Consider the following 21,658-nt stretch of genomic DNA (forward strand, 5'->3'; position numbering starts at 1 on the left):
TTATCTTTGCAAAAAAGGAGGAATAATATACCATTTCGAGACATTTTTAAAGTTTTTGTATTATTTGTAACGTTTCTTTAATAAATGAAGAGAAGATGGAATCAGGATAGCTATCTATCGCTTGAACTGCTTCTTTTGCTTCTTTCAAGGCAGATTTTTTATCTTGAAGTTCTATATAGCAAAGGGCACGATAAGATCCAGCTGTTAATAACCACGATTGATCAAGTGGATGACTCATATAATCCGGTATGATAGCACGATCTAATACTTCTAAAGCTTCCTTGTAATGTTTTAAACCATACAGAGATTTTCCTTTTTCAAGATAATACAGTCCATCGTCTTGAAAAATTGGTATATCTTTTAGTTTTTCTCGGAATTGTTCTAAATGTGCTAATGCAATTGTATATTCATTCGTAACGGTGTTATAGTAATAAGCTTTTAATATATCTATATTTGCAGCAGATAAAGTATCTTCTGTAAAAATGGCAAATTGCTCAGATTTTTTTATGTAATATAAATATCTTTCTTTATTAGTTGTAATGATTTTTTGATAAGATAAAATACGGTAAAATTCATCTGTTTTATAATACACTTGATGTTTTTTTGAAAATGCAAGTGCATCTAAAATAACTTTTTCACATTTTTCATAATTACCATATGCGAGTAAAATAATTGCTTCTTTTAAATATAATTGTATATGTGTAATAAGATCCATTTCTAAATTCTTCGTTTTATATTCATCGCGAATTCTGGTAATCAACTGTAAACATTCTTTATATTTTTTCCGTTTGTAGAGCATATAGTAAAACAGTAGTTTCGTTTCAGTACTTTCGCGATACAAAGTATATTTTTCAAATATAGAAACAGCTTTTTCAACGTAATATTCAATATTATAATCGTTCATAATAGCCGCTCCAGTTATGAACTGTTTATATAAACGTGCTGTATTTAAAGTAAGAGGTAGTTCTTTTTGAACGATAGGTAGTAAAGTCTCATATACTTCATCGCATTTATTTGCTTTTATTAATGGCTCCATTTTTTGAATGAGTGCTACAATTTCTACATCATCTTCTTCTAATAAAAAACTCGTTTCACATTCAAGTTTTTCTGCAATATATTGTAATGTTTTCATAGAAGGTGTAGCTTTTCCATTTTCAATTTGACTAAGCATGCTTTTTGTCAATTCGGAACCTGCCAGTGCTGTTTGAGTAAGCTTTTTTTCTTTTCGCAATGCCTTAATTTTTTCTCCGAGAGTTGCCATATTGTAGCTCCTTTATAATTAAAAAAAGTTAAATACAATTTAACTTTTTGTTGTAATAATTGGAAAGTTGATTATATAATAAGTTTAACACAATTTAACTTTTAAGGGGAGAGTGTCATAATGGAAGATGTAAGTATAGGTCAAGCTGATTCAAGAATGAAGATTGCAACGAGAAATATCATTTTAATGATGATTGGAAAGATGACGTCTTTGTTAGGGGCGGGTATTTATACGTTTGCAATGGGGTTATACGTACTAAAGACAACTGGTTCAGGAATGGGATTTGCAATTACGCTCGTTTGCGGATCACTTCCAAGGATGATCTGTGGTCCAATTGCAGGTGCTGTAGCTGACCGTGTGAATCGAAAGTGGCTTGTCATTGGAACTGATTTATTAAGTAGTTTAACGATGCTTATTATGTTTATTCTTGCTGCTATATTTGGACCATCACTTCTTTTTATTTATATTTCAGCAGCATTATTATCAATTTGTGCAAGTTTTTATTCTGTTGCATTAACGTCGTCTATTCCGAGTTTAGTGGATGAGGGGCGTATTCAAAAAGCGAGTGCTTTAAATCAAACGGCAGCTTCTTTATCAAATATTTTAGGGCCGATTATTGGTGGAGTTGTATTTGGTTTCTTTTCAATTAAGTCGTTCTTTTTGTTAAATAGCGTAACGTTCTTTTTAGCAGTTATTTTGCAATTATTTATTGTATTTGATTTATACAAAAAAGAAGTGGCTGAGAGTAAAGAGCATTTCTTGACGAGTATAAAAGAAGGTTTTTCATATGTAAAACGACAACATGAAATATATGGTTTAATGAAAATAGCATTGTGGGTAAATTTTTTTGCGTGTGGGCTAACCGTTGCACTTCCATACATTATCGTCCATACATTGCATTTATCTTCAAAGCAACTCGGTACTGTAGAAGGGATGTTAGCAGTCGGGATGCTAATGGGTGCGATTGCTTTATCAGTGCGTAAAGAAGTGAATAATCCGTTTCGTTCTATTTATACTGGACTGTTTTTATTTGCGGGTTTAAGTTTATGTACAGTCTTTCCGTTGTTAGTTATCATTCCAAAAGTAGCAAGTTTTATTTACTATATTGCTTTCATGATGTTAACTGGTATAGCAATTATGATTGTAAACATCCCGATGCAAGTACATATGCAAAAAACGACAGATCCGAGCTACTTAGGGCGTGTGTTTGGTCTACTTGAAACAATTGCGACTGCAATCGCACCACTCGGTATGATTGTATATGGATTATTATTAGATATGTTACCAACTAGCATTGTTATGATGACAATAGGCGGAGGGCTATTGTTAGTTGTATTAGTTGGAGTAAAGCAACATATGGCGAAAAAACAAGTAGATGTATCGGCTTAAAAATAAGAAAATAATAAAAATTTGACGCATCATTATAAAAATGACCAAATTAGTATTTTAGTTTTTGAAACTCTTTTTCATGTATGTTACAGTATAGTGAGCAGGCAAAGAAAAGGAGAAAACATCATGAAAAAATTAAGTTTTGTTATGCTTTTTCTATTAGTCGTAATGGCTGGATGTAGCAATTATGACACATATATTGAAACAGGTATGCAATCATTGAAAGATGAAAAGTATAGTGATGCAACGATGTGGTTTGAAAAAGCAGAAAAAGAGAAATCAGGAAATGAAGCGAAATCATATAAAGAAGTTGCAGAGAGAATGGATCACGGAGCAACAGCATTAAAAGACGGTAAGTATTTAGAAGCGAAAGACATTGCAAATGAAGTGTTACAAAAGAAAAAAGACGATGCACTTGAAACAGCTGTAACATCAAATGCAGAGAATATGCTTCAAAAAGCAAAAGATGTAGAAGAGAAAGTGAATGAAAGAGTAGCCAAGCGTAGAAAAGTAGAAGAAGAAGGAATTGATAAACTCATTAAAGCAGTAGATAGTATAGACGATGTAAAAGAAAAAGAGAAGAAAGTTTCAGAAGCATTAGATAAGGCTGAAGAGGCACAAGAAAAAATTGAAGCAAAGAAAAATAAATAGAGTAATAGTTTAAAAGGCTGTCGTGTATAACGACAGCCTTTTAATTTTTTGCTGTATAAGAAGTGATGCTCTGTAGTAAAAAAGAAATAATTTTAGAATTCCATCTGTCCTCATGATGAATCGTATAAATGTTACGTTGAAATTCAAATCCAGGGATGGGTATGTAGCGTAGTTCATTTCGTTGTACTTCTTGTTCAATAGCGAGTTTAGAAATAAAGGCAACTCCATTACCGTATTTTAAAATTTGTTTCATCGTTTCTAATGAATCTAATTCAATTTCTGATTGGAATGTAATGTTATGAGCTAACATCCATTTTGTAAGTAAATCTCTCGTTGTAGATGGATTACGATGCAGTAATATACGTTCCTTTTTGATATCTTGTAATGATACATTTTCTTTTTTTGAAAAATGATGTTCTTTGGAGAAAGCAAGAACAAGTGTATCAGGCATTACATTCGTCTGTTTTAAAAGTGATTCATCAAACGGTGCTGCTGAAATTACACCGAGATCAATTTCATGATTTTGTAGCATCGTTCGAATTTCAGGAGCTGTTTTTACCATGAGTGTTATTTTTATATTTGGAAATTCACATTGAAATTGATGAACAATTTCTGGTAAAAGATATGTCGCTGGTACATAACTAGCGCCAATTGTTATAGCACCTTTATTAAAATCTTTAAACTCTTGCGTGACCCGCCTAGCTTCTTTCATAAGTGCATCTATTTTACAAGCATAGTGATGCAGTGCCTCACCAGCCTCTGTTAAGAAATATCTTCCAGAACGTAATTCAAATAAAGGCACACCGAGTTCCTCTTCTAAGCTTTTTATATGGAATGTAATAGTAGGTTGTTTAACACCAAGTTTTTCTGCAACTATCGTAAGTTTTTTATATTTCTTAATAAGCACTACAATTTCTAATTTTAAGAGATTCATTATGAGTTGCCTCCTTTTTTATTTTAACTATAGAAAAAATCTATAGAAATAAATAGTTTATTAGAAGTTTTTTAATTTAATCTTTACAGTACATTAACATTCAGTATAAATCTTCCATATAGAATGAAAGCAGGTTAAGAGTGAGGGGAAAGAGGTGAAACGATGGATATTAAAATTAGTGGATTAGAAAAGATATTTGGAAAAACGCAGGCGTTAAAGCCGCTACAAATTGTTATGAAACAAGGTGAATTCACTACACTTTTAGGACCTTCGGGATGCGGGAAAACGACTTTACTTAGAATGATTGCAGGACTTGAAGATCCAGATAAAGGTGAAATATATTTTGGAGATAAGTGCATGTATTCTAGTGCGAAAAAAATAAAAACATCTCCTCATGAACGTAATATCGGTATGGTATTTCAAGATTTTGCTTTATGGCCGCATATGACTGTATTTGAAAATGTTGCATTTGGTTTAAGAGCTACAAAGCAAACGAATCATTTACGAGAAAAGGTAGAAGATGCGATAAAGCGAGTTCGCTTGCAAGGGATGGAGAAAAGATATCCACATGAACTTTCTGGTGGACAGCAGCAACGTGTCGCATTTGCTAGAGCAATTGTAACAAAACCACATTTTATTTTGTTCGATGAACCGCTTAGTGCACTCGATGCAATTTTGCGAGAAGAAATGCGGTTAGAGCTTATGGATATTGTTCATTCTATTGGTTTAACGGCATTGTATGTAACGCACGATCAAACAGAAGCTATGTCAATGTCAGACCAAATTATTGTCATGAAACAAGGAGAAGTATTACAAAAAGGAACACCAGAAGATATTTATGTAAAACCGTCTCATGAATTTGTTGCAAAATTTGTTGGCAAGGCAAATTGGCTTGTAGAGGGTAAACAAATGGTTCGTCCAGAGCAAGTGAGCTGGACAAAAAATGAAGTGTGTGAAATGTATACAGGTGAAGTCCAGCACGTTACATATGTAGGAGAACGTTATGAAGTGAAAGTAAACATGGGGACACGCGGTGTATGGACAGCTTATCACAATAGTAGGCTAAGCATTGGGAAACCAGTAGCGTTATATGTACCAAAAAAATGTATTCATCATATAGGGGGAGAATCGTATGAAGAAATTCAGTTCGCTTAAGTCATTATTTGTATGTACTTTATTATTTTCTGCTGTAGTAACAGGGTGTAGTTCAAAGACAGGTAATGCAGATGCAAAAAGTAAAACTACGAATGAAAAGAAAATTGTTGTATATAGTGCAGGGCCAAAAGGATTAGCAGAAAAAATTCAAAAGGACTTTGAAAAGAAAACGGGTATAAAAGTAGAAATGTTTCAAGGGACAACTGGAAAAATCTTAGCAAGAATGGAAGCTGAAAAGAAAAAACCAGTCGTTGACGTAGTGGTACTTGCTTCTTTACCAGCAATGGAAGGGTTAAAGAAAGATGGTCAAACGTTAGCTTATAAAGAAGCGAAACAAGCTGATAAGCTTCGTCCAGAATGGTCGGATGATAAAGGTCATTATTTCGGGTATAGTGCTTCAGCATTAGGAATTGTGTACAATACAAAAAATGTGAAGGCAGCACCTGAAGATTGGAGCGATATAACAAAAGGGGAATGGAAAGGGAAAGTGAATCTTCCAGATCCAGCACTTTCAGGTTCAGCTTTAGACTTTGTAACTGGATACGTGAAAAAGAACGGGAAAGATGGATGGAATTTATTTGAACAGCTTAAGAAAAATGAAGTTACAGTAGCGGGGGCAAACCAAGAAGCATTAGATCCAGTTGTAACAGGTGCAAAAGATATGGTCATTGCGGGTGTTGATTATATGACGTACAGTGCAAAAGCAAAGGGTGAACCAGTTGATATCGTATATCCAAAAAGCGGAACAGTTATTAGCCCACGTGCAGCAGGCATTATGAAAGATAGTAAAAATGTTGAAGGTGCAAAAGAGTTTATTGATTATTTATTATCAGATGATGTACAAAAACAAATTTCTAAAGCATATTTATTGCCTGGTAGAACAGATATAAAAGCTGAAAATAGACCAAATGTGGAAGAGATTCCAGTATTAAATATTGACTGGAAAACAGTTGAGAAAGAACAAGATGAAATAGGAAAACAATTTAAGAAAGTATTTAAATAAGATGGTGATTACATGGTAAATCGATTCGTATCAGTAAGACAAGTTGGAATGACGGTAGCGTTGTTACTTGTGGCGATGTTAATCGTCATTCCGCTTTTTCTCATTTTACTTTCTAGTGTATATGAAAATAGTAGGTGGAATTTTTTAAAGCCTTTTGAAGTGATGCAGAGTGGTGGATTAGCTGGGATTTTTCTAAACTCGATGCTTCTCGGTGTACTTGTAGTAATAGGAGCTACCGTATTTTCATTTCCATTAGCGTTCATTATGAGTAAAACAGATGTTGGAAAGTATAGTAAGTTAGATGTTGTTTTTATGATTCCATTTATGACACCGCCGTATATTGGGGCGATGGGCTGGATTTTGTTCATGCAACCGAACGGCTATTTCGAACAATTTTTTCCGATGCTAAAGACGATTTCATCCTCGTTTTTTAGTTTAGGGGGTATGGTTTTAATTATGAGTCTGCATTTATTCCCATTTCTTTACTTCATGTTGAAAAACACGTTACTTCAAATTGGGAGTAGTAAAGAAGATGCCGCAGCAGTTCATGGCGGAAGTTTTTTCTATCGTTTAAGAAAAATAATATTGCCGTTATTAGTATCAAGTTATGTAATGGGTGCTTTACTCATTTTCGTAAAGACGATTGCTGAATTTGGAACACCGGCTACATTTGGACGTAGAATAGGGTTCCACGTGTTAACATCAGAGATTCATAAATTTATTTCGAGTTGGCCAATTGATTTTAGTAGTGCAACAGCATTATCTTCTTTATTACTTAGCGCATGTATGCTCATTTGGTATATGCAAAATGTATTAAATCGAAAGTATTCATATGCAATGGTTAGTGGAAAAGGTGTGAAATCTAAAAGGTATACTTTGTCTATCGTTACACGTGTTGTAGCGTGGATTTATGTAATTGGTTTATTAATCGTATCAATTGGAATCCCATACTTTTCTATATTGATCGCTTCTTTGTCAAAATTAAGAGGCGGCGGTTTACATGTAAATAACTTTACAACGAGTCATTATGAAGCGTTGTTTACAATGGGATCACCAGGATTAGAAGCATTGTGGAACAGTTTTCTTTTTTCACTCGTAACAGCGATTATTGCTGTAATAATTGGAGTCTTTTTAGCACTTATGATTCGAAAGGGGAAAAAATCCTCTGAAAAATGGCTTGATATGTGCGGTATGTTACCGAATATGGTACCAGGAATTGTGATGGTTGTAGGTCTTATATTATTTTGGAACTCACCCTATATGCCTCTGTCCATTTACAATACACCAGTCATGGTTATCGTAACGTACGTTGTTCTTTTTTTACCTTATACGGTGCAGTATGTAAAAGCATCACTCGGGCAAATTGATGATTCTCTTGTACAGGCAGGAAGTATTTTTTCTGGAAATTATATGTATATTTTTAGAAAAATAATATTACCTCTTATTATCCCAGGCATTCTTGCTGGATGGGCGATGACATTTACAATCTCGATAAGAGAGTTAGTAGCATCGCTTCTCGTACTACCTCCATCAGTAGAAACATCAGCAACATTTATTTTTGCTCAATTTGAGCAAGGAGAAGTATCTATTGGAATGGCGATGGCTGTCGTTTCAGTTGGACTTACAACGCTATGTTTATTACTTCTGCAGCATATGGAGCAAAAACGAAAAGGGGTAGCATGATGAGGATAGAAGTATGGGGAGGAGCGGGAGAATACGGTCGTTCCTGCTACTTCGTAAAAAATAAAGAGACAAAAATATTATTTGATTGTGGTATTAATCGATCATATGAGGATAGTTATCCAAAAATAGATAGGGAAGTTGTGCCGTTTTTAGATGCCGTATTTTTATCACATATTCATGAAGATCATACGATGGGTTTACCTTTATTAGCGAAGTATGGATATAAGAAAAAAATTTGGACGACTCGTTATACGAAGGAGCAACTTCCAACTTATTATGAAAAATGGAGAAACTACAATCTGACCCGAGGATGGAATATACCTTATAGTGACCAAAACATAAAAGATTTAAATTATGTATATATTGATGAGATTAGTAATCCGAATGAATGGATACAAATTACTCCTTCATTGCGGTTTCAATGGGGGTATAGTGGGCATGTATTAGGAGCTGTTTGGTTTTTAGTGGATATGAGTCATACATATGTATTTTATTCTGGCGATTATTCAGCAGAGTCTAACATACTACGAGCGAATTTACCTGAGAAATTGCGTGGCGATATAAAAGTTGCAATCGTAGATGCCGCGTATCATACTGATGATGTTTCGCAACATGAACGAGTAAACGAACTGTGTGCAGAAATTGAACGTGCTGCGGGGAATAAAGGAATAGCATTACTACCATTGCCACCGCTTGGTAGGGCGCAAGATATCGTGTTGTATTTATATAAAAAATATAAAGAACTTCCCATTATAGTAGATCAAGAAATTTTGGCTGGATTCGAAGAGATGATCGTATATAAAGATTGGATCAAAAACAATGAAGAACTTGAAGAGCTAATTGAGAGTTTAAAAAGAAACGTAATAGTTATGGATGATGACATCGGTACGCAACATAGTTATGGAATATTTGTAATGAGCGATGCGAATATGCAAACGAAACGAGCACAGTTATATTATGAACAAATTCTGTATGAAGAACGAAATTCCATTATCTTTACTGGACATATTGCTAAAGGGAGTTTTGCAGAAAAAGTTTTGAAAGAACGTGTAGGTAAAGAATGTAGGGTGAAGCGAGTTCCATATAAAGTTCACCAAAGTATAAGAGATGTGAAAGAGATGCTAAATACATTATTACCAGAACATACGGTGTTAGTGCACGCTTTGAAAGAGGATACGGATCGATTACAACAAAAGCTAAGTACAGCAGGGTATGAAAATGTATATTCACTTGCAATGGAATGTGTAGAAGTCATTTAAAATGTAAAGGGGATAGGTATATGAAAAGAGTATTTGTATTCGTAAGCATTTTCTTTTGCTGTTTCTTTTATAACGTTATGGAAGGGTTTGCTGCTAGTCCAATGAAACCTAGTTTTGAAGTGAAGTTATTATTAAAACCAGAACAAGTACTAGGTCCTAACAAAGAGATGAAGCAAGAAGTACTAGAATATTTTCAGGCTGGTACAAATTATGAAAGAATACAAGTGCAATTTTTAGATACGGCAAATAAAAATTTAAGTAATGAAGGTTGGTTTGCGAGAATTCGAAAGAAAGAATTTAGTAAAGATTTTGAGCTAACATATAAAAAAAGATATCTGGTTCAAAATGGTGTAATTCAAGATGCACTAGAAGTAGCTAAAAAAGATGGATTTGATAGTAATACGGATAGTTATGAAGCGGAAGTAGATTGGGGATTTGAGAAGAAAACGTTAAGTATTTCAAATAAGAAAAGTTACAGCGCTAAAGGGTATGGGATACTTGATTTACCAAACGAACGAGCTGCTCAAAACATGTTAATAGAAAAGTTGCCAGGGAAAATGAACAAATGGTTGTATGCGAATTGGGGAGAAGCAATGCTCAAGAATTCTCGTATTTACGGTCCTGTATTAATGAAAAGGTATACAGGTGAATTTCAAAATAGTAAAACGAATATTGAAATTTGGCCACTAAGTGATACAGGGAAAATAGAAGATGACTTCGTAATAGAAGTGTCGTTTAAAACAAATGAGGAAAGTATTGCAAAAGAACAAAGAGAAGTATTAATGAAGGTTTTAGAACAAAAAGGATGGTTGTTACCGAAAGATAGTTTGAAAACAGAGCTTATTTTTCAGTAAATAGTAAAAAAGGAATCCATATACCATGGATTCCTTTTTCTAATATATGAGTATTAAGCTAAATCAGCTGACACGAACATATCATTATTTTGAAGATTTTTAGAGCGTAAACTATAAGCAACTACTTTCTTTTTATATTGCTTTACAACATCAACATGCTCTTCATGACTATAAATATAAAATGTAAAATCTTTTTTGCCGCGTTTTGCATTGATAATTAAAGGAGTACCCTCATTGTGTGGCGGTGCATAATAGCGATCTAAAAATAAACCTTCGTTAAAATCATGAATAATTTTGGATTTCTGTTCGCCTTCTACGTTATTTCCGTGAATTGTAATAGTCACATTCTCTTCTTCAAGTTGTGGATGTGTTTCGTACTTGCTAATAATGGATTCAATAACAGTGTTAGGAAGGCTAGAAACGATAATTTTAAATGCCCCAAATACAACTAACATTACAATAAACCAAGTCGTCATAGTATATCATCCCCTTTATTCTATTTAATAATATAACTCATATGGTAATAGTACATATGGTGAAGTTTTGTATAATTTGTGAAAAATATGCCATTTTTACGAACGAAATGTTAGAAAAATCAATTTTGTTACAAAAAGTTGAAATCGAAGTATTTTAAAAGAAAAAGGTTTATAATAAAAACATAACTAATAACAACATTACTAATTATAAGGAAGTGTAACTATGAGTACTGTAGCAATCGTGTATGGTATTATTCTTTCTACAATTATCGTTTTATTTTTCGTTGGGGTTTCACGTTATATTCATAAATGGAAAGAATGCGTTGCGAAATTAAATCACATTGAAGAAGAACTTAGTGATTTAATGTTACATCATGGTAAATAAAAAGAATATTTTTTAATGAAACAATGTGAAGAATATCACAAAACATGCTCTCCTTATGAAGGCATGTTTTTTTGTTATGTCAATGGTTAGGCACATTCATACATTTTTTCCATACGATACAGTGTGAAAGTCGAAATGTTCGGAGTGGAAAAGAGGGATAAAATGAGTAGTTCAGGTTATGTTCCAGATAATAAAAATTTAAAGAAAAGTTCAGGAACTCCAAACCTTTTCTTTGATTCGAGAAAAAACATCTTTTTTAAAAGAGATGAGAAAAACGTTGCATATGAAGTTACGTCAACGCAGTTACCAGCGATGATAGGGGGAGCGTTTGTTGATTTGTTTATGACAAAAGGGCATATGCGAGAACCGCATTGGCATCCGAATGCGTGGGAATTGGATGTTGTTGTATCAGGAGAAGCAATTACATCTATCTTAAATCCCGAAACGAATCAATTGCAAAATTATCATGTGAAAGCGGGGCAAACTGTCTTTATTCCAATGGGATGGTGGCATTGGATCACAGCGGTAACAGAAGAAGTACAATTACATTTGTTCTTCAATAACGATCAATTTGAAACAGCAGAAGGATCAGACATACTTAGATTAACACCGCCAGAAGTATTTCAAGCTGCATACGGTGTAAGTGCAGAAAAATTGGAGAAGGACCTTTCGCCAATTAAGGAATCAGTTGTAATTGGTCCTCCTAACTCAAATCGAATAAGTAGCGTTAAAGAAAGTGACGAATCAAATATAGTTGTTACGTTAAATGGACAAATAACATCATGTGAAATAGAATAACTCTTTCTTTTTTTGGGAAGAGTTACTCTGTTTTGTATAATTTTGTAATCTGGTTCGTTATAATGATTATATAGAAGGGAATGTATGAGAGGGGGCATATTGTGAACATATTAAAGATTATAGGAATTGTTGCAGGAGTCATTATAGTAGCCGTTATAGCTTTCTTTGTTATTATGAAGTACTATTTGTCAAAAGAAGATCCTAATTACGTATTAAAGTACATAAAAGAACATAAAGACGATGAAACAAGTTCATTATTTATAAAAAGAAATGGAGAAGTATTAACTTCTATAAATGCAAATAAAAAATTACCATTAGCGAGTATGGCAAAAATTGTAATAGCAGTTGAATTTGCTAAGCAAGTGTCAGAAGGAAAAGTAAGTCGTGATGAACAAATTTCATTGCAGGAGCTAGAAAAATATTACGTTAAAAACACTGATGGTGGAGCGCATCCTGATTGGTTAGAAGATGCAAAAGCGAGAGAATTAGTGAAAAATGGACAAATCGCTTTAGAAGAAGTTGCAAAAGGAATGATTCATTATAGCTCTAATGCAAATACGACATATTTGTTAGATAAGCTTGGAATAGAAAGAGTAAATGATAGTTTAAAAGAGTTAGAGCTTACTAGTCATGACAAGTTCTCTTCGTATACTGCTTCACTATATATGAGAGGGTATGTAGAAAAAGAGCTTCATGAGCCAGAAAATCAATCGTTAGAAATGATACGTAACATGTCAAAGGAAGAATATAATAAACATGTGTTACGAATTCATGAATGGATGAAAGATGAAGAAGAATGGAAAAAACGGGATATTCCATTAAAGGTAGATATGGAATTTCAGCGAATTTGGTCAGATCGATTAGTGGGTGCAAACGCTAAAGATTATATGAGTATAATGGAAAAGATAAATAGTAGAAATTATTTTCCAAAATCAATGCAAGAAGAGATCGAGAACATTTTCAAAGGAACAGTTAAAAATAGTAAGCTCGAATATGCTGGTCAAAAAGGTGGTTCTACCGCATTCGTATTGACAAAAAGCTTGTATACTACAGATAAGAAAGGGAATAAAGTAGAAGTTGTCATTATGTTTAACGATATAGAAGATCAAGTTGTATATCAAAAGCTGAGAAATAATATAGATTATTTTATTCAAGATGCTATAGTGGATGAAGAGTTTAGAAAGAAGTTATAATGGAATAATTTTATTATGTAAACAAGATGCTGTTAAAGGTAGGTGTTGAGATGAGGTTGAATGAGTATATGCTTGAAACGTTTCCAAATTTAGAACTTAGACCACCTCTATTTTATAATGGGGATATTGGTATTCGCTTTAAATTAGGTGTGAACTATGATTACAATAACATTTATGAAAACTGCCCATATTTAGAAGGCGTTTATAATAGAGCCATTACTTTATTTCAGTCTTTACATTCCAAAACAGACGATATTTATATTGTAGTGGATGTAAATGACTATGCAGACGGTGAAACTTTTAAACACAAATTGAATATCTTTTCTAAATATGTAAAAGAGAAGTCCGATTTGTTTAAGTTACAGAAAAATACAATCCCTTATGTTTTTCCAGAAGACGATGAAGACGGGGTATATAAAACGCATAGATATACTTTGAAATGTAAAGTTTCAGACTTGAAATACATTCCTATGCTAAAAGCAATTTGTAATCAAGATATGGGAATAAAACCGAGTATTTTTCATAGGGTGTATTTTATAAATGTAAACAAGAATACTATATTTCACGTTTATGATGATAGAGGTTGTGATGTATTAGCTACCTCTCATGATACAATTAGGGATATTTATCATACATATAATGATTGGATATTAGAATACGACAGAAATAAAATTGATAAAGTATTTAATTGAATGTAGTCTATTTTAAATGAGGGAAATACCATATGAGGTGTTTCCCTTTTATTAATATGAAAATCAACATTTAAATTTGACAGCACTTATTATAAAGGTAAAGGGATTTGATGGTAATGTATTGAATTTGGGTAGAAACGGAAAAAGGAGATGAATAAATGACAACAATATATTTCGTTCGCCATGCCCATTCTACATATACAAAAGAAGAACGGGAGCGTCCTTTATCTGAAAAAGGGCACTTAGATGCAGAGAATGTAACACACTTATTAAAAGGTAGACATATTGATGTTGTGATCTCTAGCCCGTACAAAAGAGCAATTCAAACTGTACAAGGAATTGCGAATACATATCATGTATCAATAGAAATAGAAGAAGATTTACGAGAAAGGTTATTAAGTTCAGAGCCAGTAGCAGATTTTAATGAGGCTATGGAGAATGTGTGGGGGGATTGGAGTTTTGCATACGAAGGCGGAGAATCAAATGATGTAGCACAAAGACGGGCTGTAATATGTATGCAAAGTATATTAAAAAAATATAAAGGTAAGAATATTGTAATAGGTACGCATGGGAATATTATGGTATTACTTATGAATTATTTTGATTCGCAATATGATTTTCAGTTTTGGAAAACCATTCATATGCCTGATGTGTATAAATTAACTTTTGATAATAATTGTTTCAGTTCTGCTGAAAGAATAGAGTCTACAGATTATCAGATAAATAATTTGTAAAAGTTTATCAAAAAAAGAGGAAAGAGAGATGTTATTGTAGAAGTATGACTTTGTAACATAAAAAATATATGTTAAAGGAGGCTGTTTACATGTTTGAGAAAGAGAAAGAAGGGCTTATTGAAGTTCACAACGTATATGAAATTGTACCAGCAGATGGAACAATTATTGGTATGGCAACGGAAGAAGAAATGGAAATTGCTGCTGAACTAGAGCTGCAGTACTATGCCCATTCTCGTTTGTTAGAAGCAAATATTCAGTTAGACGGTTCCTCCTACAAAGAGTTACTTCAGGAGTTCCAGGAGTACGAAAGAAAATCAATGAGCTTTTGGCGAGCAATACATAAACGTTTAGCTGTGCCATGGGCATGGGTACTACGTATTGACGTTGCGAATGGTCCTATATATGTAAGTAATGGGAATTCGTATTACGAAGAAATCGATGATGAAGAAGATTATGAATAGATAAGTAAGGAAGCAGCTTTAGTTGCTTCCTTTTTTTATGACCTAAGCTTGAAATAATTTTTGACAAGCAAAAAAGATACACCAAACACCTATACCAAGTAGGACAGATGTACTAAGTGCAAATGAGTTTTTTAAACCCATATAGACGATAAATAATAATAGTGCGGATGCAGGAAATCCATATAATACGCCTATAGCAAATTGACTTAATTCTTGTTTGTTCCCGCCTTCGAAAGAAATCCAAAATAGACTCAGTAAACTAACGAGAGGAAGGGCAGCAATAAAGCCGCCAATCGTACTATAATGTTTAGCCACTTCAGTAATAACACCGATAATAAGTGCCGAAACGATTACTTTAACGAGGAAATGCATACTTTGCCTCCTTCGCTAATAACGAAAAAGCTTTTTCGATTAATTGTTGTTCTTCTTTCGATAACTGTGATTCTAATATTTTTATCTTTTCTTTATCTAGTAAAGTATGCTTTTCTAATACTTCAATGCCTTCTTTCGTTAATGTAAGGTTCACCACTCTTTCATCTTGTTTGTTTCTTTCTTTCATGATAAATCCTTTTTGAATAAGGCGCTTTACATGTTCAGACGCTGTGTTATGAGAGAGACTAAGCTCAGTAGCGACTTTTCCAATTGTTATATCTTTCTCACGAGAAACGATTTGTAAAATACGAATGGCTTGGTGAGAAAGGTTGTCTTCATACTCATATCGTAAGTGATAATAAATGCTCTCCCAATGCTGATTGATGTCTTTCATAATGATAAATCCTCCTGTTTTTTATATCGTATAATAAGACATATTCGTTAACTTAGAAACAAAATCCTTTTATTTGGATAAAAAATGTTGAAAAAGTTTATTTTTATTGAAATATAAGGTAATCTATGTGTAAAGGTATACATTTAGCAAGAGAGAGGATGATAGCTGTGAATACATTCAAATGGATGAGTCATGAACAGATGTATGTAGATGAAATACATGTTGAAAAATGTGGTCCTCTTTCAGTCGGCGTATATGGGGGGAATCAAGAGAGTGATGCATATGAACGAGGCGATGCAGTGCTTGCTTGGTGGGATCCTGAATTACAATTTGAATTTGTTATGATTTTTGATACACACCACAAAACAAAAAATATAGATTATATAATAGAAGCAATTTCAGAAAGAAAAGAGAAATTAAAAGAGTTATTTTCTTACCCGATACATTTAGCTTTTCATCATACACATATGTACTTATTAGCGTTATTTACAGATGAGTTGTTTATTGAAAAATGTGATCAAGATGATGAGGAACTTGCATGCTTAATTTGTTTGCGAAAAGGCGAATTTTTATACTGGCTATCAGTTGGTGATTGCTTCGCGTATTTATTCCATTCTGAGAAAACGAAGAATGGCAAAGGGCGATTAAATAAACGGAAGAATTACGAATATATTGGTAGAAAAAATATTTTCGCAGCAAATACACCTTGCTTTACGTCAGGTATAAGAGGATTAGAAAAAGGAATGAATCACATTGTAATGGCAACGGATGGTATTTTAGAGTGTGATAAACGAAGGTTTGATGATGATCAATCTTTAATAGAAATATTACACGACGGAAGTTGCTTACAGATTGAGCCAGTATTAACAAATGTACTGCATTGGAAAGGCAGAGATTGCGCCACAATTATTGGATGGTCCATTGACACTGAAAATAAACGATGCGCTAATTAATATAAAAGGAGTTCAAGGTTTTTATTCTTGAACTCCTTTTTGTTAAGCGATATGGATGTGATATGTTTTCAACCATTCATTTACTTGCAGCATGTATTCCATAGCACTTCTTGCTTCAAAATTGTTAATTTCCTTATTACTCTGATCGGCAATAGCAAGTAATGTGGAATGATTAATAAGAGAGAAAATAGGATTATTTTTATTACTACACATGTCGAGTGATAAATGACGAATTGTTTGTAAATAATGTGGGTCTTGTGAAGTTGGATACGCACTTTTTCTTCTATTGCGTACATCGTCAGGTAAAGCAGGTTGCAGTGCTCTACGTAAAATCCCTTTTTCAATATTATCAATGCTTTTTATGTTGAAAGGAACGTTCCATAAATATTCAACTAATCGATAATCGCAAAACGGTACACGAACTTCAAACCCTACAGCCATACTCATACGGTCTTTACGGTCAAGTAAGAACGGGAGAAATCTCGTTAAAAATAAATAAAACATTTGACGTTGTTTCGCGGGTTTTTTACTTTCCCCTTCAAGAATAGGTACTTCAAGTATTGCTTCTTGGAATCGTGTATCAATATAGTTTTCTAGATTACATTGGTTACTTACTTCATTTAGTAGAAGAGGAGATGTATTTTTCCAATTTGTTAGCCAAGGAAACTTATCTACATATAGTAATTCTTCTTGATGAAACCAAGGGTATCCACCGAATACTTCATCAGCTGATTCACCGGATAAAGCTACAGTCGCATCTTTTTTCATTTCGCAAAATAGTAAATATAGTGAAGTTTCCATTTCACCAGCACTCGGTAAATCTTTTGCATGGAGGGGAACGAATAAGTGATTTGCTAATTCTTCAGCATTCACAATAATATCATGATGTGATGTTCCTACATGTTCAGAAACGCGTTTTACCCAAGGAGCGTCTAAACCAGTGCGAGCAAATGTCAGCTCAAAATCTTTTGCGCTATTTACAAAGTCAACGGAATACGTATGAAGTGTTTTATTTTCAGCAGCAAATTCTTTTCCCGCTAGTGCAGTAATACCGCTAGAATCTAATCCGCCTGATAACATACAAACGAGAGGAACATCGGCAATTAATTGTCTTTTTACTGTATCTTGTAAAATAGATAAAATATGCGATGACGTATCTTCGGTAGAGTCTGTATGAATCTTACTTTTTAAATTCCAGTACTTCTGAACTACTTTTTTATCACGTGTAAACGTTATAGAATGTCCAGCGCGCACTTCTTGAATATGTTTAAAGACGCCACATCCTGGAGTTCGAAATAAGCCTAATCCAAATATTTCATTTATGCCATTCGCATCAATTTCAGCAGGAACAGATGGATGAGCTAATAATGCTTTAATTTCAGATCCGAAAATAATGCTGTCATTTCTTTCTGTATAAAAGAGTGGCTTTACGCCTAAATGATCACGTGCTAAAAACAGTTGTTGCTTTTGATCATCCCATAAGGCAAAAGCGAAAATTCCGTTTAAATGTTGCACGCATTCTTCTTTCCATTCTAAATAAGCATGTAGTAACACTTCTGTATCTGAATGCGTTTCAAATGCATGACCACATTTTTGAAGTCGTTCCCTCAGCTCACGGAAATTATAAATTTCTCCATTATACGTAAGAGCATACGTATAATCACCAGCACGAAATGTCTTCGGCTGTGCCCCGCCTTCTGGATCAATTACAATTAAACGCCGGTGTGCAAAGGCCGCACGAGGTGAAAACCAAAATCCTTCAGCATCAGGACCACGATGCTGAATACTATTTGCCATCTTTTCTAAAATAACATGCTCATTGGAAAGATCCTTATTCCAACTTACCCAACCTGTAATTCCACACATACACATCTCATCTCCTAATTTTAAAAAGTAGATTAATGAAATAAAATGTACACTAAGTTAAAGAATGACTATATAAATAGTGTACTACATGAATCAAATTGCAGACTTGAGAAAATTTTCTTTGAATGCATAGTTATGTGAGACAATGGCTAAGGGAAAGTATTCCATTACATACAAAAAATAATAAAAAGATGAGAGAAAATATTTTTTAAGACGTTATATAGGGTGTAAAAGCTTTTACAAAAAAATAAGGGGAATCGCTACATGAAATCAAATGAGAAAAATTTTATAAAAAGATTACAGCGGCAAAAAGAAGATGCGCTAGAATTTGTTGTCGATACATACTTACCGCTCATAAAAGGAATCACGCATAAAGTTCTTCTTCCTGTTCAAAATGATGGATTAATAGAGGAATGTGTAAACGATATATTTCTTTCCATATGGAATAACGCAAATAAGTTTCATGGAGAGCCGAGTGACTTTAGAAAATGGATTGCGGCAATTGCGAAGTTTAAAGCAATTGATTATTACCGGAAAGCGACTAAAAAAGTAGAAATTATTTCGGATGAGTTTCATATCAGTACGGAAAAGTCAGCGGAAGACGAATTAATTGTTATGGAAGATAGGGAAGAGTTATTGAAGCTTATTAATCAATTAGAACCGTTAGATCAAAAGGTGTTCATTATGAAATATCTTCTTGGTATGAAGACAGAAGAAATAGGAGACAAGTTAGGTTTAACTCGGGCAGCGATAGATAATCGTGTGTACCGTGGGAAAAAGAAACTACAACAAAATGCTACGAATATTAGTTTTGGAGGTAGTGCAATATGAAAGACATTTATGAATTATTAAATGATATTGATATAGATGAAAAAGAACTTAAGGAAATTGAGGCTTCTGAAATTGAAAAAGAAAAAGTAAAACGCAATGTAAAACAATCGATACGTACGAAGAAAAAGATGAAAAGTTGGAAAAAAGGCGTCGCTGCTGCATCTATTTTAGTCGGCGTATCGGTTGCCATGCTTGGCATCGGATTTCCTACATACGCTGGAGGATTACCAATAGTAGGAGACATATTCCGATTTTTAGATAATGGTAGAACAGGGTTATATGAAAATTATAAAGAGTTTTCGACTGAATTGAATATGACGAGGGAGAGTAATGGGGTTAAAGTTACAATTAATGATGTAATTTCTGATGGTAGAACAGTATCTATAACGTATTCACTTGAAAGTGAACAAGATTTAGGAAATGATCCTATCATATTAGGCGGATTGGATATAATGGACGCTCATGGTAGTACAGGAAGTGGTAAAATGACTAAAGTTACTGAAAAAAAGTATGTAGGTATGGTAACAACGACGCATCATGATAGCAATAAAAAGGACAAAGTAAACTTTAGATGGAATATAGAGAGAATAGAGATGCCAGACAGGAAAAAATCAATACAAGGAAATTGGAATTTCGCGTTAACTGTAAAATCAGTGGATAGTAAAGAAAAAACAATTGGTGGGGGTTCGGAAAAAGAAGGTATAAAAGTAAATATGGAAAAGGTTGCAATGTCGCCGGTTTCATTTATTCTTTATTACAATCAAGAAGTTTCTAAGGTTACGAGGAAAGAATGGGATAGTGTAGATGTTGAGCTGAAAGTAAAGGATGATCTAGGTAATTCTTATAGTGGTGAAGGGAATGGGGGAAGTGGCAATGATCCTTACAATATCCATTGGAGTTCCACATTCCAAAAGTTAAACGAAAATGCAACAAAGCTTATCGTTACACCTCACGTGCACTTGCGAGTTCATACACCTGAAAATCATGGTGGAGTGGAGTATGTGAATGGAAAAGAGAAGAAAATTGAAGTGCCGAAAAAAGAAGCGAAGAGTAAAGATATTGTTTTAGATGATATCGTAATTGATTTAAAGAAATAAAAGAAAGACTGCCTAAAACGATTAGGCAGTCTTTTTCTCCTTAAGAACTAGTAACAAGTAAAGCATGCGGATGCTGCGTTTTATACTCATCTTTCCACGGGATGTTTAGTTGTTCCCACGATTCGCCACTAGTAGTGGATTGAAATACGCCGTTGTTATTTAAAGTGTAAAATGTATGTGGTTCGGCTTCGTTTGTTGCAAACATCGAAATGACTGTACCGATTGCTGATGGTAGTCCTTGCTGTACTTGCTGGAACGGAGTGTCTTTCGTTTTTCGATAAATATAAGATTCATAAGGAATACGGTGATGAGCAAGATCGGCACTTGGCGCGGCGGAAACGAGAATCGTATCGCAATCAGCTGGATCGATAGCCATGCTGTATAAATAATGATGTTCAAGTCCTTCACTGCATGAGATCCAGCTGTTTCCACTGTTATAACTTTCAAGGTATGCGCGATCAGGCCCGCCCATAAATCCGTCACCACATGATGCATAAAGGCGATTTGGGGCTTCAGGATGCATAAGTAATTGATGAGCATCGATAGGAGCACCGAATTTTTTATCAATCCATGTATGCCCTTTATCGTTACTTTGAATAACAGCACCAGCTTCAATTGAAACATGAATTGTATTTGGATTGTTTGGATCCACTGTAATCCAGCGTACGTGATGAGTAAAAGGTCTAGGCGGGAAAGCCCACGTATAAGAAGATAATAATGATTTCATATTTTTTAGTTCCGTCCACGTTTCGCCACCATTTTCTGAGCGGAATAAAGCGCTTGGTTCTGTGCCGACATAAACGATGCCATATCCGTTAACTTGTTCATTAGGGCTTATCGTAATGGAAGTGATCGAAGAATGTAAAATACCATCTTCTTTTGGAAAATCAAAGTAACGATAAGAATCTCCAATGGGTCTCCATGAATCTCCGCTATCGTCACTTAACCAGAGACCTCGTCCAAATGTTCCGCAATATACACGGTTTTGTTGGAATGGATCAATGGCGATACAGGTAGGTTGCATATTTTGTAAGTGATACGTTGCTTCATAGTTACCATATTGTTCTTTCACTACAACAAGTTCACGTTCCATACAGAGAAATAAACGTTTCATTTTCGTAACCTCCTTAAAAATTCTTTTATTAGTAAACAATATGAAAATAAAAAAGAAGTAGTCTTGTTTTATTTGAGAAAAAGGGATTGTTTAAAAAGTAGCG

Annotated in this window: 24 protein-coding genes; 17 read left to right on the top strand and 7 right to left on the bottom strand. The window is 33.9% G+C overall.

The window, feature by feature from the left end; genetic code table 11:
• Nucleotides 1-46: 46 nt before the first annotated feature.
• Nucleotides 47-1,261 carry a helix-turn-helix domain-containing protein gene (locus ATN06_RS08760; protein WP_060630301.1) on the bottom strand — a complete coding sequence of 405 codons (1,215 nt, stop codon included), beginning with the start codon at nt 1,259-1,261 and terminating at the stop codon, nt 47-49.
• Nucleotides 1,262-1,381: 120 nt separating this feature from the next.
• Here ATN06_RS08760 and ATN06_RS08765 point away from each other — a divergent pair, with 120 nt between their 5' ends.
• Together ATN06_RS08765 and ATN06_RS08770 are read left to right on the top strand one after the other, a co-directional pair.
• Entirely contained in the window at nt 1,382-2,650 is a 1,269-nt protein-coding gene (locus ATN06_RS08765; protein WP_060630302.1) for an MFS transporter, read from the top strand.
• A 126-nt stretch (nt 2,651-2,776) separates the two neighbouring features.
• Nucleotides 2,777-3,301, top strand: a complete 525-nt coding sequence (locus tag ATN06_RS08770; RefSeq protein WP_060630303.1) for a COG3014 family protein — start codon at nt 2,777-2,779, stop codon at nt 3,299-3,301.
• A gap of 40 nt (nt 3,302-3,341) precedes the next feature.
• On the opposite strand, the gene ATN06_RS08775 is transcribed toward ATN06_RS08770, so the two are convergent.
• Entirely contained in the window at nt 3,342-4,235 is an 894-nt protein-coding gene (locus ATN06_RS08775) for a LysR family transcriptional regulator (protein ID WP_060630304.1), read from the bottom strand.
• A gap of 162 nt (nt 4,236-4,397) precedes the next feature.
• On the opposite strand from ATN06_RS08775, the gene ATN06_RS08780 reads away from it, so the two are divergent.
• The 5 genes from ATN06_RS08780 to ATN06_RS08800 are packed head-to-tail and all read left to right on the top strand — an operon-like array spanning nt 4,398 to nt 10,189.
• On the top strand, nt 4,398-5,390 hold the full coding sequence (locus tag ATN06_RS08780) for an ABC transporter ATP-binding protein (protein ID WP_060630305.1): 993 nt from the start codon (nt 4,398-4,400) through the stop codon (nt 5,388-5,390).
• Nucleotides 5,368-6,393: an ABC transporter substrate-binding protein gene (locus ATN06_RS08785; protein ID WP_060630306.1), complete on the top strand. Its 1,026-nt coding sequence runs from the start codon at nt 5,368-5,370 to the stop codon at nt 6,391-6,393. The genes ATN06_RS08780 and ATN06_RS08785 overlap by 23 nt, the downstream gene beginning before the upstream one ends.
• Before the next feature lie 12 nt (nt 6,394-6,405).
• Complete coding sequence (locus tag ATN06_RS08790) at nt 6,406-8,076, top strand: ABC transporter permease (protein WP_060630307.1); 1,671 nt, start codon at nt 6,406-6,408, stop codon at nt 8,074-8,076.
• A complete protein-coding gene (locus ATN06_RS08795) occupies nt 8,073-9,335 on the top strand; it encodes an MBL fold metallo-hydrolase (RefSeq protein WP_060630308.1) in 1,263 nt (420 codons plus the stop codon). The genes ATN06_RS08790 and ATN06_RS08795 overlap by 4 nt, the downstream gene beginning before the upstream one ends.
• 20 nt (nt 9,336-9,355) lie before the next feature.
• Complete coding sequence (locus ATN06_RS08800; protein WP_060630309.1) at nt 9,356-10,189, top strand: hypothetical protein; 834 nt, start codon at nt 9,356-9,358, stop codon at nt 10,187-10,189.
• 53 nt (nt 10,190-10,242) lie between these two features.
• Here ATN06_RS08800 and ATN06_RS08805 read toward each other — a convergent pair whose 3' ends face one another.
• Nucleotides 10,243-10,665 carry a YfmQ family protein gene (locus ATN06_RS08805; protein ID WP_060630310.1) on the bottom strand — a complete coding sequence of 141 codons (423 nt, stop codon included), beginning with the start codon at nt 10,663-10,665 and terminating at the stop codon, nt 10,243-10,245.
• 41 nt (nt 10,666-10,706) lie between these two features.
• Here ATN06_RS08805 and ATN06_RS28150 point away from each other — a divergent pair, with 41 nt between their 5' ends.
• The 7 genes from ATN06_RS28150 (at nt 10,707) to ATN06_RS08835 (ending at nt 14,928) form a co-directional block, all read left to right on the top strand.
• A complete protein-coding gene (locus tag ATN06_RS28150; RefSeq protein WP_001987133.1) occupies nt 10,707-10,823 on the top strand; it encodes a hypothetical protein in 117 nt (38 codons plus the stop codon).
• 65 nt (nt 10,824-10,888) lie between these two features.
• Nucleotides 10,889-11,050, top strand: a complete 162-nt coding sequence (locus ATN06_RS08810; RefSeq protein ID WP_016088490.1) for a hypothetical protein — start codon at nt 10,889-10,891, stop codon at nt 11,048-11,050.
• 162 nt (nt 11,051-11,212) lie between these two features.
• Nucleotides 11,213-11,848, top strand: coding sequence for a cupin domain-containing protein (locus tag ATN06_RS08815; protein ID WP_029440790.1), 636 nt, complete (start codon nt 11,213-11,215; stop codon nt 11,846-11,848).
• Between the two features lie 101 nt (nt 11,849-11,949).
• The gene (locus tag ATN06_RS08820) at nt 11,950-13,041 is read left to right on the top strand and encodes a serine hydrolase (RefSeq protein ID WP_060630311.1); all 1,092 of its coding nucleotides are present in this window, start codon (nt 11,950-11,952) and stop codon (nt 13,039-13,041) included.
• Nucleotides 13,042-13,091: 50 nt separating this feature from the next.
• Nucleotides 13,092-13,733 carry a DUF3885 domain-containing protein gene (locus tag ATN06_RS08825; protein WP_060630312.1) on the top strand — a complete coding sequence of 214 codons (642 nt, stop codon included), beginning with the start codon at nt 13,092-13,094 and terminating at the stop codon, nt 13,731-13,733.
• Nucleotides 13,734-13,891: 158 nt separating this feature from the next.
• Nucleotides 13,892-14,467: a histidine phosphatase family protein gene (locus ATN06_RS08830; RefSeq protein ID WP_060630313.1), complete on the top strand. Its 576-nt coding sequence runs from the start codon at nt 13,892-13,894 to the stop codon at nt 14,465-14,467.
• 89 nt (nt 14,468-14,556) lie between these two features.
• Nucleotides 14,557-14,928: a hypothetical protein gene (locus ATN06_RS08835; protein WP_060630314.1), complete on the top strand. Its 372-nt coding sequence runs from the start codon at nt 14,557-14,559 to the stop codon at nt 14,926-14,928.
• A gap of 42 nt (nt 14,929-14,970) precedes the next feature.
• Here the strand turns inward: ATN06_RS08835 and ATN06_RS08840 are convergent, their stop codons facing one another.
• The gene (locus ATN06_RS08840) at nt 14,971-15,300 is read right to left on the bottom strand and encodes a DUF3147 family protein (protein WP_060630315.1); all 330 of its coding nucleotides are present in this window, start codon (nt 15,298-15,300) and stop codon (nt 14,971-14,973) included.
• Nucleotides 15,284-15,694 (bottom strand): MarR family winged helix-turn-helix transcriptional regulator, encoded by a 411-nt coding sequence (locus ATN06_RS08845; RefSeq protein ID WP_000651929.1) that lies wholly within the window; start codon nt 15,692-15,694, stop codon nt 15,284-15,286. Before ATN06_RS08845 ends, ATN06_RS08840 begins: the two co-directional genes overlap by 17 nt.
• Before the next feature lie 125 nt (nt 15,695-15,819).
• Here ATN06_RS08845 and ATN06_RS08850 point away from each other — a divergent pair, with 125 nt between their 5' ends.
• The gene (locus tag ATN06_RS08850) at nt 15,820-16,647 is read left to right on the top strand and encodes a PP2C family serine/threonine-protein phosphatase (protein WP_060630316.1); all 828 of its coding nucleotides are present in this window, start codon (nt 15,820-15,822) and stop codon (nt 16,645-16,647) included.
• 42 nt (nt 16,648-16,689) lie between these two features.
• Here ATN06_RS08850 and asnB read toward each other — a convergent pair whose 3' ends face one another.
• Nucleotides 16,690-18,513: an asparagine synthase (glutamine-hydrolyzing) gene (gene asnB, locus ATN06_RS08855; RefSeq protein WP_060630317.1), complete on the bottom strand. Its 1,824-nt coding sequence runs from the start codon at nt 18,511-18,513 to the stop codon at nt 16,690-16,692.
• 264 nt (nt 18,514-18,777) lie between these two features.
• Between asnB and ATN06_RS08860 the strand changes: the two genes are divergently transcribed.
• Complete coding sequence (locus ATN06_RS08860) at nt 18,778-19,344, top strand: sigma-70 family RNA polymerase sigma factor (protein ID WP_060630318.1); 567 nt, start codon at nt 18,778-18,780, stop codon at nt 19,342-19,344.
• Entirely contained in the window at nt 19,341-20,441 is a 1,101-nt protein-coding gene (locus tag ATN06_RS08865; RefSeq protein WP_060630319.1) for a DUF4179 domain-containing protein, read from the top strand. The genes ATN06_RS08860 and ATN06_RS08865 overlap by 4 nt, the downstream gene beginning before the upstream one ends.
• A 40-nt stretch (nt 20,442-20,481) precedes the next feature.
• On the opposite strand, the gene ATN06_RS08870 is transcribed toward ATN06_RS08865, so the two are convergent.
• Nucleotides 20,482-21,555 (bottom strand): beta propeller repeat protein, encoded by a 1,074-nt coding sequence (locus ATN06_RS08870; protein ID WP_060630320.1) that lies wholly within the window; start codon nt 21,553-21,555, stop codon nt 20,482-20,484.
• Nucleotides 21,556-21,658: the final 103 nt, after the last annotated feature.

The sequence above is a fragment of the Bacillus thuringiensis genome (genome assembly GCF_001455345.1).
GTDB lineage: Bacteria > Bacillota > Bacilli > Bacillales > Bacillaceae_G > Bacillus_A > Bacillus_A thuringiensis_N.

Excerpts from the sequence above, each read along its gene's own strand:
- ATN06_RS08790 (WP_060630307.1), top strand. The coding sequence starts at position 6,406 with ATGGTAAATCGATTCGTATCAGTAAGACAAGTTGGAATGACGGTAGCG.
- ATN06_RS08835 (WP_060630314.1), top strand. The coding sequence starts at position 14,557 with ATGTTTGAGAAAGAGAAAGAAGGGCTTATTGAAGTTCACAACGTATAT.
- ATN06_RS08765 (WP_060630302.1), top strand. The coding sequence starts at position 1,382 with ATGGAAGATGTAAGTATAGGTCAAGCTGATTCAAGAATGAAGATTGCA.
- ATN06_RS08795 (WP_060630308.1), top strand. The coding sequence starts at position 8,073 with ATGATGAGGATAGAAGTATGGGGAGGAGCGGGAGAATACGGTCGTTCC.
- asnB (WP_060630317.1), bottom strand. The coding sequence starts at position 18,513 with ATGTGTGGAATTACAGGTTGGGTAAGTTGGAATAAGGATCTTTCCAAT.
- ATN06_RS08810 (WP_016088490.1), top strand. The coding sequence starts at position 10,889 with ATGAGTACTGTAGCAATCGTGTATGGTATTATTCTTTCTACAATTATC.
- ATN06_RS08850 (WP_060630316.1), top strand. The coding sequence starts at position 15,820 with ATGTGTAAAGGTATACATTTAGCAAGAGAGAGGATGATAGCTGTGAAT.
- ATN06_RS08840 (WP_060630315.1), bottom strand. The coding sequence starts at position 15,300 with ATGCATTTCCTCGTTAAAGTAATCGTTTCGGCACTTATTATCGGTGTT.
- ATN06_RS08825 (WP_060630312.1), top strand. The coding sequence starts at position 13,092 with ATGAGGTTGAATGAGTATATGCTTGAAACGTTTCCAAATTTAGAACTT.
- ATN06_RS08800 (WP_060630309.1), top strand. The coding sequence starts at position 9,356 with ATGAAAAGAGTATTTGTATTCGTAAGCATTTTCTTTTGCTGTTTCTTT.
- ATN06_RS08865 (WP_060630319.1), top strand. The coding sequence starts at position 19,341 with ATGAAAGACATTTATGAATTATTAAATGATATTGATATAGATGAAAAA.
- ATN06_RS08815 (WP_029440790.1), top strand. The coding sequence starts at position 11,213 with ATGAGTAGTTCAGGTTATGTTCCAGATAATAAAAATTTAAAGAAAAGT.
- ATN06_RS28150 (WP_001987133.1), top strand. The coding sequence starts at position 10,707 with ATGGTAATAGTACATATGGTGAAGTTTTGTATAATTTGTGAAAAATAT.
- ATN06_RS08830 (WP_060630313.1), top strand. The coding sequence starts at position 13,892 with ATGACAACAATATATTTCGTTCGCCATGCCCATTCTACATATACAAAA.
- ATN06_RS08805 (WP_060630310.1), bottom strand. The coding sequence starts at position 10,665 with ATGACGACTTGGTTTATTGTAATGTTAGTTGTATTTGGGGCATTTAAA.
- ATN06_RS08780 (WP_060630305.1), top strand. The coding sequence starts at position 4,398 with ATGGATATTAAAATTAGTGGATTAGAAAAGATATTTGGAAAAACGCAG.
- ATN06_RS08870 (WP_060630320.1), bottom strand. The coding sequence starts at position 21,555 with ATGAAACGTTTATTTCTCTGTATGGAACGTGAACTTGTTGTAGTGAAA.
- ATN06_RS08845 (WP_000651929.1), bottom strand. The coding sequence starts at position 15,694 with ATGAAAGACATCAATCAGCATTGGGAGAGCATTTATTATCACTTACGA.
- ATN06_RS08785 (WP_060630306.1), top strand. The coding sequence starts at position 5,368 with ATGAAGAAATTCAGTTCGCTTAAGTCATTATTTGTATGTACTTTATTA.
- ATN06_RS08760 (WP_060630301.1), bottom strand. The coding sequence starts at position 1,261 with ATGGCAACTCTCGGAGAAAAAATTAAGGCATTGCGAAAAGAAAAAAAG.
- ATN06_RS08770 (WP_060630303.1), top strand. The coding sequence starts at position 2,777 with ATGAAAAAATTAAGTTTTGTTATGCTTTTTCTATTAGTCGTAATGGCT.
- ATN06_RS08860 (WP_060630318.1), top strand. The coding sequence starts at position 18,778 with ATGAAATCAAATGAGAAAAATTTTATAAAAAGATTACAGCGGCAAAAA.
- ATN06_RS08775 (WP_060630304.1), bottom strand. The coding sequence starts at position 4,235 with ATGAATCTCTTAAAATTAGAAATTGTAGTGCTTATTAAGAAATATAAA.